Annotated in this window: 19 protein-coding genes; 6 read left to right on the plus strand and 13 right to left on the minus strand. The window is 69.8% G+C overall.

Going from position 1 to position 13,423, the window contains the following annotated elements; all coding sequences use genetic code 11:
* Positions 1-49 precede the first annotated feature (49 nt).
* Positions 50-952 (plus strand): LysR family transcriptional regulator, encoded by a 903-nt coding sequence (locus ACSQ2H_RS02900; protein WP_436059956.1) that lies wholly within the window; start codon positions 50-52, stop codon positions 950-952.
* A gap of 134 nt (positions 953-1,086) precedes the next feature.
* On the opposite strand, the gene ruvB is transcribed toward ACSQ2H_RS02900, so the two are convergent.
* Genes ruvB through ruvC form a run of 3 tightly spaced genes read right to left on the minus strand, consistent with a single transcriptional unit; the run spans position 1,087 to position 3,241 of the window.
* Entirely contained in the window at positions 1,087-2,118 is a 1,032-nt protein-coding gene (gene ruvB / locus ACSQ2H_RS02905; protein ID WP_436063540.1) for a Holliday junction branch migration DNA helicase RuvB, read from the minus strand.
* Between the two features lie 5 nt (positions 2,119-2,123).
* Positions 2,124-2,741, minus strand: coding sequence for a Holliday junction branch migration protein RuvA (ruvA, locus tag ACSQ2H_RS02910; protein ID WP_436059957.1), 618 nt, complete (start codon positions 2,739-2,741; stop codon positions 2,124-2,126).
* Positions 2,738-3,241, minus strand: a complete 504-nt coding sequence (gene ruvC, locus ACSQ2H_RS02915; RefSeq protein WP_436059958.1) for a crossover junction endodeoxyribonuclease RuvC — start codon at positions 3,239-3,241, stop codon at positions 2,738-2,740. Before ruvC ends, ruvA begins: the two co-directional genes overlap by 4 nt.
* Before the next feature lie 153 nt (positions 3,242-3,394).
* Here ruvC and ACSQ2H_RS02920 point away from each other — a divergent pair, with 153 nt between their 5' ends.
* Entirely contained in the window at positions 3,395-3,595 is a 201-nt protein-coding gene (locus ACSQ2H_RS02920; RefSeq protein ID WP_436059959.1) for a hypothetical protein, read from the plus strand.
* On the opposite strand, the gene ACSQ2H_RS02925 is transcribed toward ACSQ2H_RS02920, so the two are convergent.
* Genes ACSQ2H_RS02925 through ACSQ2H_RS02935 form a run of 3 tightly spaced genes read right to left on the minus strand, consistent with a single transcriptional unit; the run spans position 3,592 to position 5,603 of the window.
* Positions 3,592-4,383 (minus strand): site-2 protease family protein, encoded by a 792-nt coding sequence (locus ACSQ2H_RS02925; protein WP_436059960.1) that lies wholly within the window; start codon positions 4,381-4,383, stop codon positions 3,592-3,594. The genes ACSQ2H_RS02920 and ACSQ2H_RS02925 overlap by 4 nt on opposite strands.
* Entirely contained in the window at positions 4,380-5,096 is a 717-nt protein-coding gene (locus ACSQ2H_RS02930; protein WP_436059961.1) for a type I pantothenate kinase, read from the minus strand. Before ACSQ2H_RS02930 ends, ACSQ2H_RS02925 begins: the two co-directional genes overlap by 4 nt.
* A gap of 27 nt (positions 5,097-5,123) precedes the next feature.
* Complete coding sequence (locus tag ACSQ2H_RS02935) at positions 5,124-5,603, minus strand: ribonuclease H (RefSeq protein WP_436059962.1); 480 nt, start codon at positions 5,601-5,603, stop codon at positions 5,124-5,126.
* Between the two features lie 61 nt (positions 5,604-5,664).
* On the opposite strand from ACSQ2H_RS02935, the gene ACSQ2H_RS02940 reads away from it, so the two are divergent.
* Positions 5,665-6,096 (plus strand): PaaI family thioesterase, encoded by a 432-nt coding sequence (locus tag ACSQ2H_RS02940; protein ID WP_436059963.1) that lies wholly within the window; start codon positions 5,665-5,667, stop codon positions 6,094-6,096.
* Positions 6,097-6,098: 2 nt separating this feature from the next.
* Positions 6,099-7,103: a L,D-transpeptidase gene (locus ACSQ2H_RS02945; protein WP_436059964.1), complete on the plus strand. Its 1,005-nt coding sequence runs from the start codon at positions 6,099-6,101 to the stop codon at positions 7,101-7,103.
* Here the strand turns inward: ACSQ2H_RS02945 and ACSQ2H_RS02950 are convergent.
* The 3 genes from ACSQ2H_RS02950 to ACSQ2H_RS02960 form a co-directional block, all read right to left on the minus strand.
* Positions 7,100-7,711, minus strand: a complete 612-nt coding sequence (locus ACSQ2H_RS02950) for a PEPxxWA-CTERM sorting domain-containing protein (protein WP_436059965.1) — start codon at positions 7,709-7,711, stop codon at positions 7,100-7,102. The two genes, ACSQ2H_RS02945 and ACSQ2H_RS02950, sit on opposite strands and share 4 nt — an antisense overlap.
* A gap of 142 nt (positions 7,712-7,853) precedes the next feature.
* Positions 7,854-9,314 carry an aminotransferase class V-fold PLP-dependent enzyme gene (locus ACSQ2H_RS02955; protein ID WP_436059966.1) on the minus strand — a complete coding sequence of 487 codons (1,461 nt, stop codon included), beginning with the start codon at positions 9,312-9,314 and terminating at the stop codon, positions 7,854-7,856.
* Positions 9,315-9,394: 80 nt separating this feature from the next.
* Positions 9,395-10,084 carry an MgtC/SapB family protein gene (locus tag ACSQ2H_RS02960; RefSeq protein WP_436059967.1) on the minus strand — a complete coding sequence of 230 codons (690 nt, stop codon included), beginning with the start codon at positions 10,082-10,084 and terminating at the stop codon, positions 9,395-9,397.
* Positions 10,085-10,238: 154 nt separating this feature from the next.
* On the opposite strand from ACSQ2H_RS02960, the gene ACSQ2H_RS02965 reads away from it, so the two are divergent.
* A complete protein-coding gene (locus ACSQ2H_RS02965; protein ID WP_436059968.1) occupies positions 10,239-10,406 on the plus strand; it encodes a hypothetical protein in 168 nt (55 codons plus the stop codon).
* 25 nt (positions 10,407-10,431) lie between these two features.
* Here the strand turns inward: ACSQ2H_RS02965 and ACSQ2H_RS02970 are convergent, their stop codons facing one another.
* The gene (locus ACSQ2H_RS02970) at positions 10,432-11,175 is read right to left on the minus strand and encodes a YebC/PmpR family DNA-binding transcriptional regulator (protein WP_436059969.1); all 744 of its coding nucleotides are present in this window, start codon (positions 11,173-11,175) and stop codon (positions 10,432-10,434) included.
* Between the two features lie 118 nt (positions 11,176-11,293).
* Between ACSQ2H_RS02970 and ACSQ2H_RS02975 the strand changes: the two genes are divergently transcribed.
* Positions 11,294-11,515 (plus strand): hypothetical protein, encoded by a 222-nt coding sequence (locus tag ACSQ2H_RS02975; protein ID WP_436059970.1) that lies wholly within the window; start codon positions 11,294-11,296, stop codon positions 11,513-11,515.
* On the opposite strand, the gene ACSQ2H_RS02980 is transcribed toward ACSQ2H_RS02975, so the two are convergent.
* The 3 genes from ACSQ2H_RS02980 to ACSQ2H_RS02990 are packed head-to-tail and all read right to left on the minus strand — an operon-like array spanning position 11,469 to position 13,422.
* Positions 11,469-12,056: a histidine phosphatase family protein gene (locus ACSQ2H_RS02980; RefSeq protein WP_436059971.1), complete on the minus strand. Its 588-nt coding sequence runs from the start codon at positions 12,054-12,056 to the stop codon at positions 11,469-11,471. The genes ACSQ2H_RS02975 and ACSQ2H_RS02980 overlap by 47 nt on opposite strands.
* Positions 12,053-12,640: a histidine phosphatase family protein gene (locus ACSQ2H_RS02985; protein WP_436059972.1), complete on the minus strand. Its 588-nt coding sequence runs from the start codon at positions 12,638-12,640 to the stop codon at positions 12,053-12,055. The genes ACSQ2H_RS02980 and ACSQ2H_RS02985 overlap by 4 nt, the downstream gene beginning before the upstream one ends.
* The gene (locus ACSQ2H_RS02990; protein WP_436059973.1) at positions 12,637-13,422 is read right to left on the minus strand and encodes an SDR family NAD(P)-dependent oxidoreductase; all 786 of its coding nucleotides are present in this window, start codon (positions 13,420-13,422) and stop codon (positions 12,637-12,639) included. The genes ACSQ2H_RS02985 and ACSQ2H_RS02990 overlap by 4 nt, the downstream gene beginning before the upstream one ends.
* Between the last annotated feature and the right edge of the window lies 1 nt (position 13,423).

A 13,423-nucleotide genomic window follows, 5' to 3' on the forward strand; every position in this document is an offset into this window, starting at 1 on the left:
TGGTGAAATATATTAAGCAGCCTCTATTAAGTCGTCTGAGGTATCAAATATGGACACGCGCCAGCTTCGGCACTTCCGGTCTGTGGCCGAGACGCTGCATTTCGGCCGCGCGGCCGAGCAACTCGGCATGACCCAGCCGCCGCTCAGCCAATCGATCCTCGCGCTCGAGCGCGAACTCGGCGCGCCGCTGTTCGTGCGGACCAAGCGGCAGGTGGCGCTGACCCCGTTCGGCGAGCAGTGGCTGGCGCATGTGAAGACCGCGCTGGAGGAGCTGGAAAGCCTGCCCGAGATCGCCCGGCAGCTGCGCGACGGCCAGACCGGGCGGCTTGAACTGTCGTTCGTCAGCACCGCCGACTACAGCACCTTGCCGACCTTGGTGCGGCGCTATTCGGCCCTGCATCCCGAGGTCGAGATCGCGCTCAGTGAAGCGACCAGCGACGTCCAGATCGCCGCCCTGCTGGAGGGCCACGGTCACGCCGGGATCGTCATCCCGCCGCCGGGCGGACTGCCGGACCGGCTCAGCTACCGCCGGCTGCTGCTGGAGCCGTTGGTGGCGGCCGTGCCGCAGAGCTGGGTCGACGAGGGCCGGCTGGCGCATGAGGACGGGCGGCTGGCGGCCGACGCCCTGGTCGGAGCGGCCGGGGTGATCTTTCCGCGGCGGGTGGCGCCGGCCTTTTACGATCTGGCGATCGAGACGCTGAAATCGCTGACTGGCGGCGCCCGCATCGTGCAGGAGGCGATCCAGATGCAGACGATCATCAGTCTGGTCTCGGCCGGCATCGGGGTGGCGCTGGTCCCAGCCTCGCTGCGCCATCTGGCGCGGACGGGGGTGCGCTATATGAGCCTGCCGGGCGACGGGCCGTATCTGGAGAGCGGCCTGGTCTGGCGCGCCGACGACGCCACACCGACCCTGCGGCGGTTCCTGGACGTGGCGCTGCAGCCGTTGGCGTGAGGCTTACCCCGCTCATCCCGGCGAAGGCCGGGACCCCGATTCACTCTCAGCGATGGGTGATCCTGGCTCCAAAGCACAGCCCTACGACCTGGGTCCCGGCCTTCGCCGGGATGTGCGGCTGTAGTGGCTACACCCTACTCGTCGAACAGGGTCGGCTGGCCGGCGCCGGGCGGTTGCGCCGGCGGCGTCAGGCCGAGGTGGCCATAGGCCTTGGCGCAGGCGATGCGCCCGCGCGGGGTGCGCTGGATGAAGCCTTGCTGCAGCAGGAACGGCTCGATGACGTCCTCGACCGCGTCGCGGGCTTCGGCGATGGCGTAGGCGATGGTCTCGACCCCGACCGGGCCGCCGCCGTAGTTGTCGATCATGGCCTGGAGATAGCGGCGGTCCAGCGCGTCGAGCCCGGCCTGGTCGACGTCGAGCCGGGCCAGGGCGCGGGCGGCGGCCTTGCCGTCGATCACTTCGACGCCGTCGGCGGCGGCGAAGTCGCGGACCCGGCGCAGCAACCGGCCGGCGACGCGCGGGGTGCCGCGCGAGCGGGCGGCGATCTCCCCGGCCCCGTCGGGGGCGAGGCCGAGGCCCATCTTGGCGGCGGCGCCGCTGAGCACCTTGGAAAGCTCGGCGTGGGTGTAGAACTCCAGCCGCAACGGGATGCCGAAGCGGTCGCGCAACGGCGTCGCTAGCAGGCCAGCGCGGGTGGTGGCGGCGACCAGGGTGAAGGGGGCCAGGTCGATGCGGATCGAGCGGGCCGACGGGCCTTCGCCGATCACCAGGTCGAGGACGTGGTCCTCCATGGCCGGATAGAGGATCTCCTCGACGTTGGCCGGCAGGCGATGGATCTCGTCGATAAAGAGGACGTCGCGCGGTTCGAGGTTGGTCAGGATCGCGGCGAGATCGCCGGCCTTGGCGAGCACCGGGCCGGAGGTGGCGCGGAAGTTCACGCCGAGTTCGCGGGCGACGATCTGGGCGAGCGTGGTCTTGCCGAGGCCCGGCGGCCCGAACAGCAGCACGTGATCGAGGGCTTCCTCGCGGGCCTTGGCGGCCTCGATGAAGACCTTGAGGTTGCCCTTGGCCTGCTCCTGGCCGACGAACTCGGCCAGGGTCTGGGGACGCAGGGCCTTGTCGTGGACGACGCCGCCCTCGAACGGCTGGGCGTCGGGCGAGACGATACGGGTCACCGGCCCAGCTCCTGCAGGCCGGCCTTGATCAGGGCCGGGATATCGGCGTCCTCGCCCAGCCGCAGGGCCGCCTGTTCGACGACGCGGCGGGCGTTGACCTCGGCGACGCCAAGGCCGAGCAGGGCGGCGACCGCTTCGCCCACGGCGCTGGGCGGCGGCGGCGCGGCCGGGGCGTGGATCTGCGCGTGGAAGGCGGCCACGGGGCCCTCGGTCAGCTGCTTGCCCTTGAGCTCGGTGATCAGCCGCACGGCGAGCTTGGGCCCTACCCCGTTGGCGCGGCCGAGCGCGGCCTTGTCGTCGCGGGCGACGGCGCCGGCAAGGTCCGGGGGCGCCAGCACGTCGAGCACGGCCAGGGCGGCCTTGGGCCCGACACCCTGGATGGCCAGCATGGTCACGAAGGCGCGGCGCTCGTCGCGGCCGAGGAAGCCGTAGAGCTTCATGCCGTTGGATTCCGACCAGATGCTCTCGACGTGCAGCACGGTCTCCTCGCCGAGCGCGGGCAGGTGGCCGAGCGTGCGCGAACCGCAGCGCACGACATAGCCGACTCCGGCCACGTCGATCAGGGCCTCCTCCTCGCCGACCTCGGCGACCAGTCCGCGCAGGCGCCCGATCATGCGGCCGCTCCGATGCGGCGCAGCTTGCGATGGTGGGCGTGGGCGATGGCGACGGCCAGGGCGTCGGCGGCGTCGGCGGTGGTCTTGCCGGCGGTCGGCAGCAGGCGCGCGATCATGAAACCGACCTGGTCCTTCTCGGCGGCGCCGGTGCCGACCACGGATTTCTTGACCACGGTGGCGGCGTACTCGGCGACCGGCAGCCCGGCGCGGGCCGGCACGATCATCGCCATGGCGCGGGCGTGGCCGAGTTTCAGCGCCGAGGCCGCGTTGTTGTTCATGAAGGTCTCCTCGACCGCGGCCTCGTGCGGGACGTGGGCGGCGACGACTTCGCTGATGGCTTCGAACAGCACCAGCAGCCGCTCGGAGAACGGCAGGGTTTCCTTGGGGGCGATCACCCCGTGGGCGACATGGGCCAGGCGCGCGCCGTCGACCGTGATCACGCCCCAACCGGTGCGGCGCAGGCCGGGATCGAGGCCAAGGATACGCAAGGGAGCGGGCATGGGAATCGGCGCGTTCGTCATCTGTTCCAGTGAGGGATACAGGACGTCGCCGGGGTTAAGCAAACGTTGAGGGAGACGCCCGAGGCGCCGAGAGTTGAAGGAACCGAAGCTGCGCCCAGGGGGTTCGATTTTCCGTGCAGGGAAGGATGCGCGATGGACTATCGACTGTTTGTGCTGAACTCCGTCGGCAAGTTCGCGGACGTCGAGGAATGGGAGTGCGCCTCCGATGAGGAGGCGCTGGAAAAGGCGGCGAGTAACCGCCACGCCTTCGGGGCTGAGCTTTGGCAAGGCAAACGCCACCTGAGCACCTTCGCCGGACCGATGGTGTCCGGGTCGGAGGACCGAGCGGCTTAGGACCGCCAGAAGCGGAAGGCGTCCCAACCGGCCTGGATCAGTTCGCGGGGCAGGCCGGCGACGTCGGTGAGCATCAGGGCCGGCGCAAAGATGATCGCCGAGGCCCCGGGCACGAGGAAGATCAGCAGGAACAGCCCGACCATCGCCAGGCCCTCGAACTTTCGAAGGCCGTGGCGGATGGAGTCCGGGAGGAACGGGCGGATCACGCCGTAGCCGTCGAGTCCCGGCACCGGTAGCAGGTTGAGCACGAAGGCGGTCGCCTGCAGGAAGGCCAGGAACGCCAGCGCATCGCAGAGCATCCGCGCACCGGGCGTCGCCAGCGGCGAGAGCGCCACCGCCCAGATCGCGGCCACCAGCACGATCATCACCAGCAGCGTGCCGAGCGGGCCGGCCAGCGAGGCCAGCGCTCGCCACCAGCGATTGCGCATCAGGTCCTCGCGCAGATAGACCGCGCCGCCCGGAAAGCCGATGCCGCCCAGCACCACGGCCAGGATCGGGATGACGATCGAGACGCCGACATCGACGTACTTGAGCGGGTCGAGGCTGAGGTAGCCCTTGGCGCGGATGGTGTGGTCTCCGGCCTTGTGGGCGATGAAGGCGTGACCGAACTCGTGGACCATGACCGCCAGGACCCAGCCGAGGATCACGAAGGCGAAGGTCGCCAGCCTCGCGGCCAGTTCGCTCGGCGCGTAGGCCAGGAAAGCGCCCGAAGCCAGCCAGGCGGCCAACAGGATCAGGGCGTTGGGGCTGACGCCGGGGCGGGGCTCGAAGGTCGGGTCCTGGGTCATGGTCTCTGGGCGGCGGGGCCGCTCACTATGGCGATGGCGTGATCGGGCGCCTTGCCGACCACGAGGTCGGCGCGGGCGCGCGCGTGAATGATGTGGTCGTGCAGGTTCTTGAGGTTCACGTCGCGCCAGACCATGCGGGCCAGGCCGTCGGTCTGCTCGCGGCTCATGTGCCGGAAGCGGGCGTAGAACGAGGTCGGATCATACTCGGCCGCCTCCCACAGCTCCAGGAAGCGCGCGACGTACCAGCGCTCGAGATCGGCTTCGGCTGCATCCAGATAGATCAGGGCGTCGAGCAGGTCGGCCGGTCCGGTGTCGGGATGGCGCAGGGTCAGTCCCTCGATGACCAGCACGTCGGGCGGCGCGAGGGTGCGGGTCAGCGCCGGGTCGATGTCGTAGATGACGTGCGAATAGGCCGGGAACTGAGCCGGGCCGCTGCGGACAGCGGAAAGCGCCGCGCGCAGGGCGGCGTGGTCATAGGTGTCGGGCGCGCCCTTCTGGCCGAGGGTGCCGCGGGTCTCGAGCACCGCGTTCGGGTGCAGGAATCCATCGGTGCAGGCGATCTCGACCTGCGCCCCTCCGGCCGCCAGCTGGTCGGCCAGGGCCTGGGCGAACGTGCTCTTGCCGGCCGCCACCGATCCAGTGACGCCGACGATGAACGGACCGGCCGCAGGGCGCAGCGGGCTCAACAGCTCGATGATCTGGGGCAGGCTCACGGGCGGGCTCGCAAAAATGGAGCGCGACTATAGGGGCAGGCCCGCGACCTTGGCGAGGTTGGGCTTGGGGATGGCCGAGACGAAGGCGCCCTGGGTGTTGGCCTTGTCGCGAGCCAGCTCGGCCCAGGCGGCGGCGAAGCCGGTGGGGCTCGCCTTGCTGGGTGCTGCGATGGCGAAGGCGGGCTGACGGCCAGCCAGTGCGGCGGTCAGCGCGGCCCACAGGTCGAGGTTTTCGGTCGGCGCCTCGTCGCCCTGCGGCGGGCGGCCGGCGGCGATCAAGGCGGCGGTGCGAGCCACCGCGCCGTTGTCTAGCTGGATCGAAGCGGCCCCCTTGGGCGGGTCCTTGAGCGCCGCCAGCAGCGCGGTCAGCGCCATGCGCTCGGGGCTGGTGTAGCGCTCGCCGCCGGCCTGGCCGCTCGCGGCCTTGTCGTGGCTGCGGACATAGGCCCAGCCGCCGCACTTGAAGGCGTCGTGGAAGCTGGTCTGGATCCAGATGGCGGTGCTCATCGCCGCGATCTAGCAGTTTGCGCGAACCCATGCATGATCGCTCGCCAAAAGAGAGTAGCTCATGCCCGCCACCACCAATCACACTAGCGTCGAGAAGCTGAACCAGGCCAACGAGGGCAAGCTGCCCGGGCACCTGGGCCTGGTCATCACCGAGGTCGCCGACGGCAAGGTCGTCGGACGCCTGAAGGTCCGGCAGGACCTGGTCGCCCACACCGGCTACCTGCTGGCCGGGGCGGTGCTGTCGGTCGCGGACATCCTCTGCGCCTACGGCGTCTCGACCGCATGGCCGGAGGGAGCCAACGGCTTCACGACCGCCGAGGTGAAGGCCAATTTCGTCGGCACCCTGCGCGACGGCGAGGCGATCTGCACCGCCAGCCTGCTGCACGGCGGGCGCACCACCCAGGTGTGGGACGCCAAGGTCGAGGACGCAGCGACCGGCAAACTGATGGCCGCCTTCCGCTGCACCCAGATCATCCTCTATCCGCGGGCCTAGTCATGCGTTTGTGCGTCGTCGCGGCGCTGGCCTGCGCCGCCCTCGCCGGTCCGGCCCTGGCCCAGGGCGCGAAGGTCAGTTCGGCGGTGGAGCTGGCGCGGCAGGCCGAGAGCCTGAAGCCCGGCCAGTGGGTCTGGGCGCCGCAGGTCGCGCCTGTGGGGCCGATCATCGTCTATGTCGACCTCGACCGGCAGCTGGCCAGCGTCTACCGCAACGGCCTGCGCATCGCGGTTAGCACCATCTCGTCCGGCAAGGAGGGGCACGAGACCCCGACCGGGGTGTTCACGATCCTGCAGAAGGACAAGGACCACCACTCCAGCACCTACAACAACGCTCCCATGCCCTATCAGGAGCGGCTGACCTGGGACGGGGTGGCGCTGCATGCCGGCGGTCTGCCCGGCTATCCGGAGAGCCACGGCTGCATCCACCTGCCCTACGAGTTCTCCAAGCTGCTGTTTGGCATCACCCAGATGGGCGGGACGGTGGTGATCGCCGGTCGCCATGGCGAGCCGGTGACCGCACGGGAGGCCGGGGTGTTGGCGCCGTTCGCCGCGGGCGGCGTGGCCGAGGCGCACGTTCCGCTCAGCGGCGGCGAAGCCTTCCGCTGGACGCCGGAGGTTTCGCCGAGCGGCCCGGTCTCGATCATCATCTCAAAGGCCGACCAGCGCGCGGTGGTGCTGCGCAACGGCGTCGAGATCGGCCGCGCGCATGCCGAGATCGACGAGGACGCCGTCTCCACTCATGTGGCGACCCTGGCCAAGGGGGCGGACGGCAAGGCGGTGTGGCTGCGGGTCGGCGCGCCCGGCCACGACGACGAGGCAGGCCAGCCGGTGGACGCGGCGGCCTTCGAGAAGATCCGCGCGCCCAAGGCGTTCCTGGACCAGGTGGCGCAGGTGATGACCGTGGGGACCACGGTGCTGGTCACCGCCTCGCCGGTCGGGGCTGACAACAGCGGGACGCACCTGACCGTGCTGAGCGCGGTCAAGGGCGACCAGGTGACGCCCTAGGCCGCCGCGCGGGCGTCGCGGGCGCGGTTGACGCGGACCATGACGCCGACGCCGCCGAAGCCGACGATCATCATCGCCCAAGTGCTCGGCTCCGGCACGCCGGAGACGAACTTGAAGTTGTCCATCACGAACTGGCGGCCCTTGTCGGTGCAGTCGTTGATGTAGGTCTCGAAGGTCAGCTTGTTGACGCCGGTCCAGTTGGCTTCGAACAGCTGCGGCTTCTTGGTGTTGAGCGTCAGGGTCTGGGTGTACTTCTGCACGCCGTCGCTGAACCCGGTGATGGTCAGCTTCAGGCCGTCGATCCAGGCGGCGTTGAAGTAGGCGCTTTCGAAGGTGAAGCTGCCGGTCGCCACCGACACCGAGCTCTGCTTGAGACCGTAGTCGTTGAAGGCGACGTTCCTCGGCGAGACCACGCCCTCGCCGTAGCCGGTCTGGCCAAGGCCGACCTTCTTGGGGGCGACGGTGCTCATGTTGCTCCAGTCGAAGCCCTGGTAGGTCCCGAGCGACTGCACCGCATGGCCGCGGTCGTCGAAGGTGATCACGTCCGCGCAGGCCGGGCCCGCCAGAGCCGCCGCGCCGAGCGCCAGAGCCGCCAAAATCGCCTTCATCGCCATCCCCGAACCAAGCCCCGCACCGGCGGGTCGCCACTGCACTGCGCGCGACCCGGCCACAGGTCGTGGTTAAGGCCAAGCTAGTTCACTCGGCAGGCGGGCAATCGGGGAGGTCATTCGCCTCGTGCGGGAATGTGGCCTAGCCCATGCCGGCGACGGCCTTCAGTGCGAAGGCGACGTCGTCGGGCGTATTGCGGATGCTGGGCGTCAACCGCGCGTGCGAGACGCCGTAGGGCGCGGCCGAGCCGATGACCCGCCATTGACGCAGCCGCGAGACGACGCCGCGGGCCGACATGCCGGCGACGTCGAAGCTGACGATCCCCGCCGACATCGTCGGGCTGATCGGAGTGCGGACGCGAACGTGCGGCATCGCCGCCAGGCCGCTCTTCAGCTGGCTGGCCAGCTCGTGAGTACGCCCCGCCACATGCTCCTTGCCGATCGACTGGTGGAACTGGAAGGCGTCGGCGAGCGCCCAGACATGCTCGAAGGCCTTGAAGCCGCCGGGAGTCATGCGCGCGGCGGTGGTCGGACCCGGATCGTAGCCGCCGATCCAGGCCGAATAGGCGTTGGACGCCAGGAAGCTGGGGATCACCGGCGAGAGTTTGGTCAGCGCCAGGGGCGAGAAGAACACCACGCCGGTGCCGCGCGGCCCGAACAGCCACTTGTGGCAGCCGGCGACCAGCACGTCGCAGCCGAGCTCGGGCAGGGTGGTGTTCTCGACCCCGAAGCCGTGCACGCCGTCGACGCAGAAGATGATCTGGTCGGCGGGCTGGCGGCCGGCGTTGATCGGCTTGAGGGCGTCGGCGATGGCGCGGATCGGCAGCTTCAGTCCGGTCGAGGAGTGCACCCAGGTCAGGGCCAGCACCCGCGTGGCCGGCGTGATCGCGCGGGTGATGCGCGAGACGATATCGACGGTCGAGGCGGTTTCGGCCCCGTCGTGCAGAGTGATCTTGCGGACCGAGAAGCCGTTGCGCAGCGACGAGAGGCGCAGCGACTCGTGGGTGACATAGTAGTCGTGGACGCTGGTCAGCACCTCCTGGCCGTAGCGAAGGGTCAGGCCGCCATAGAGCAGGCCGATCCCGGCGGTGGTGCTTTCGCATAGGGCGACGTGGTCGGTGGGCACGCCGAAATAGGCGCCGGCCGCCGCGCGCGAGAGGTTCTGGCCGCGCTTGTTGTTGTGCTCCAGGTAGGTGACCGGGTTGCGGTCGAGCGCGAAGCGGTGGCGGGTGATGGCCTCGCGCACCGGCCGCGGATTGGCGGCGAACAGCATCGCCGAGAGGTCGACCTCGCTCCAGTCGAGGTCCCATTGCGCGCGTAGGCGCATCCAGTCGGGCGGCGGGCGCGAGCCGGGCGCAGGCGGCGCCGGCGGTTCGGGCAGACCCGGATCGTCGTCGAACTCGGCGCCGGGGCCTTCAGACGCCGGCGTGGCGGTCGGGGCCGCCGCTGGGGCGGGGGCCGGCGTCGGGGGCGTCTTGGGTTTTCGTCTCGGCCAGGCGGCGGCCGCGTCGCTGGCGATGCCGACGGCCGGTCCGGCCACGAGGCCGAGCGCCAGCAGATGGCGTCGGTTCAGTTTCTGCGCGCCATCGCCGACTTTCGCCATGAAGCCCTCCACTCACCTTGGAAGACAATGCGGAGCTTGTTGGTCGGGTTTCGGACATCGGGTGAAACCCGCGGTCGCGGCTATTCGTGGCGGGGGGCCAGTTCGAAGGACAGCACGCGCGGATCGGCGCAGAGCTCGGCCGCGATGGCCTGGCCCGGAATGCTGCCGCGGCGGCGGAAGGTGGCGGCGAATTCGAAACCGGCGCCATCAGCCAGAAGCCGGTGCGTGATCACGTCGGGCTTGAGGTCGTGACGCGCCAGCAGAGCGACCAGTTCGCACTCCGTCGCGTAGTCCTTCGGCGCGTAGCGGACGACGAGATCGACGTGGTGGTACTGGGGCAGCTTGACCTCCAGCAGGCGGAAGCCGACCAGCACCAGCAGGGTCAGCACCGTGCCGCTGATCGCCAGGCTGAAGAAGCTGATGCCGTAGAGAACGCCGAGCGCAGCGGTGGTCCACAGCGAGGCAGCGCTGGTGAGGCCGCGGACCGAGAACCCTTCCTTGAAGATCACACCGCCGCACAGGAAGCCGATGCCGGTCAGGATGCCGTGCGCCATCCGCACCGGGTCGATGCGAATGACGTCGTGCGGGGTGTCGAACATCCAGCGCACCTGGTGCACGGCGGCCAGCATCAGCAACGCCGAGGCCAGGCACAGCAGAATGTGCGTGCGCACGCCGGCGGCCCGGCCGCGATACTCGCGCTCGAAGCCGATCAGTCCGCCGGCCGCCACGGCGCCTGCGAGGGGCGCCAGATAGTCGATCACCCAGCTCATAAGGTCACAACGCGCGAACTGCGGTTAAGCTTCGCAGGCGTGCAAGCGGCGCCGCAAATCAGCCAACATCCTGTTATCGAAGGGCAATAGTCGCGTCAGGCGGCGCCGTGGGGCGCCACGCGACGGGGGATGAGAAATCGTGCGCAGGATCGTCTTGGTACTCACCGTCGCCGGCATGGCGCTGGGGCTCGCCGCGTGCGGGCACAATGTCGAGCAACGGGCCGCGACCGGCGCAGCGGCCGGGCTGATCGTCGGCGGCCCGGTGGGCGCGGCGGTCGGGGCCGGCGTCGGCGTGGTGGTGAGCAAGGCCGCGGACAACTAGGTCGCCCGCGGCGGAGAGGTTCGGCCTAGCCGAACTTCTCCATGTCCTCGTCGGAGATGTCGTAGTCGCCGTAGACGTTCTGGACGTCGTCGTCGTCGTCCAGGGCGTCGATCAGCTTCAGCAGGGTCGGGACCGACTCGGCGTCGACATTGACGTAGGTCTTCGGACGCCAGACGATCTTGCTGGTCTTGGCCTCGCCCAGCACGCCTTCCAGCGCCGCGGCGACTTCGGCGAAGTCTTCGAAGGCGGTGTAGACGATGTGGCTTTCATCGTCGGATTCCACGTCCTGGGCCCCGGCCTCGATGGCCGCTTCCATGACCTTGTCTTCCGAACCGACGCTGGCCGGGTAGGTCAGCTCGCCCAGGCGGTCGAACTGGAAGGCCACCGAGCCGGAGGCGCCGAGGTTGCCGCCGTTCTTCGAGAAGATGCTCCGAATGTTCGAGGCCGCGCGGTTGCGGTTGTCGGTGAGGCCTTCGACGATGATGTTGACGCCGCCCGGGCCGAAGCCCTCGTAGCGCACTTCCTCGTAGTTCTCGCCGTCGCCGCCGGCGCCCTTCTTGATGGCCCGCTCGATGTTGTCCTTGGGCATGGACTCGGCGCGCGCGTTGGTGACGGCGAGGCGCAGGCGGGGGTTCATCGCCGGATCGGGCATGCCCGACTTGGCGGCGACGGTGATTTCACGCGACAGCTTGGAGAACAGCTTGGACCGCGCCGCGTCTGCGCGGCCTTTGCGGTGCATGATGTTCTTGAACTTGGAATGTCCGGCCATGTGTCTCTCTGAAAGGTCAGTGGGCGGCTTCTAACCTCAGAGGCGTTTGAACGCCAGCGGGGCCGGAACCTGCTTGCCGCACAGGGGTTAGGCCTGCGCAGACACCGGAGCCTAGCCGATGACCGACTACTTCGACGACGTGCTTGACGAAGAACCCACCGGATCCCTCGTGCGCTGGATGGACCGCCCACCGATGCATGTGGGGGCCGCAGCGCTGTCGGGCGCGGTGGCGGGAGCCTTCCTGCTTGGCGCGGTCGCGGCCCTGGGGCTGGTGGTGCTGAGCCGGCGGACGACTATTGAGCCGCGACTTCGCAATCAATTCTCTCGACTGATCCACTAGCGAGCCGGAACACCGCGTCCTGGGGCACCTCCTGCGCCAGGGTCTCAGCGCGCGGCAGGCCGAGATAGGCGCCGCGGACCACGCGGCCCGAGCCGCCGTGGCTGACCACGATCACCTTGCGCTCGGGCTCCGGCGGCAGGCTGGCCAGCCACTCGCCGACGCGAGCCTCGACGCTCTCGTAGCTCTCGCCGCCCGGGGCGGCGAACTGCCAGCCGCCGCGGCCGAAGGTGTCCGGGTGCTCGGCGGCGAGCTCGTCGCGCAGCCGGCCGTCCCATTCGCCGAACGACACCTCGATCACCCGGCGGTCGGTCTCGATGGGCAGACCGAGGGCCTCGGAGATCAGGCGCGCGGTGGTCTGAGCACGGCCGAGCGGGCTGGAAATCAGCCGCCAACCGTCAGGTTTTTCGATCAGACCCCGCAGCAACCGGCCGATAGCCGCGCCCTGCGCGCGGCCGAGCGCCGTCAGCGGGGAGTCGAGATGTCCCTGCTGACGCCGCTCGGCGTTGAACTCGGTCTCGCCGTGGCGGACCAGGTAGATCACGCAGCCACCGGTGCGCAGGCCAGGCGTTCGACCTCGCCGCCCCAAAGGCGGAAGAGGGCGTCCTGGGGCGTGTCCTGCTCCATGGTCGCCTCGCGCGAGAGGCCCTGGTAGGCGCCGCGCATCAGCACCCCGGCGATGCCGTGGCTGACGGCGATGACCTTGCGCTCGGGCTCGGGCGGCAGGTTGGCGAGCCAGGGGCGGACCCGGGCGTCGACGTCCTCGAACCGCTCGCCGTCCGGGCTGCCGAACACCCACTCCCGGCTGGCGAAAGTTTCCGGATGCTCGACCCGCAGGTCGGCGTACATCCGGTTCTCCCACGAGCCGCAGCCGACCTCGATCAGGGCCGGATCGATCTCTACCGGCAGGCGCAGGGTGCGCGATACGATAGCGGCCGACTGACGCGTGCGGCGCAGAGGGCTGGCGAGGATGCGCCAGCCCTCCTGGTCGCCGATCTGGTCGGCCAGCACGTTGGCCATCGCCTGGACCTGGGCCATGCCCAGCGAGGTCAGCTGGGAGTCGGTCTGGCCCTGGAGCCGGCCGTCGCGGTTGTAGTCGGTCTGGCCGTGACGCAGCAGGTAGATCATTTTTTGCGACGCACGACCGGATGCGAGGACGACAGGCCGCCGTCGACGACGATCGCCTGACCGTTGACGTAGGAGCTCTCGTCCGAGGCCAGGAACAGCGCGGCGTTGGCGATCTCGATCGGCACGCCGCCGCGGGTCATCGGATTGAGCTGGCCGATCTTGTCCTCGTTGCCGCGGGCGCGGGCGCCGTCGAAGATCGCCTGGGTCATGCCGGTCTCGATCAGGCCCGGGCAGATGGCGTTGACGCGCACGCCGGTGCCGTAGAACTCGTTGGCCGAGGTCTGGGCGAGATTGATCACCCCGGCCTTCGAGGCCGAGTACGGCGAGCCGCCGGCGCCCGAGCGGATGCCCGCCACCGAGGCGGTGCAGATGATCGAGCCCTTCTCCTTGGGGATCATCACCCGCGAGGCGTGCTTCACCAGCAGGAAGGCCCCGATCAGGTTGACCCGCAGGATCTCGGCCCAGAAGGCGCCGTCCTGTTCGTCGAAGCCGGTCCAGCCGCCCGAGATGCCGGCGTTGGCCCAGGCCACGTCGAGGCCGCCGTATTCGGCCACGGCCTTCGCGACCAGGCTCTCGACGAAGGCTTCGTCGCCGGCGTCGCCGGTCAGGGCGATGGCCTTGCCGCCGGCCTCGGCCACCAGGCGGGCGGTCTCGACCGCGCCGTCGGTCTTGTCGGCGATGACCAGGCTGGCGCCCTCGGCCGCGAACAGCAGCGAGGCGGCGCGGCCGATGCCGGAGCCGGCGCCGGTGATGACGGCGGACTTGCCGGAGAGACGTCCCATG

The sequence above is a fragment of the Phenylobacterium sp. LjRoot97 genome, from assembly GCF_964254345.1.
Classification (GTDB): domain Bacteria; phylum Pseudomonadota; class Alphaproteobacteria; order Caulobacterales; family Caulobacteraceae; genus Phenylobacterium.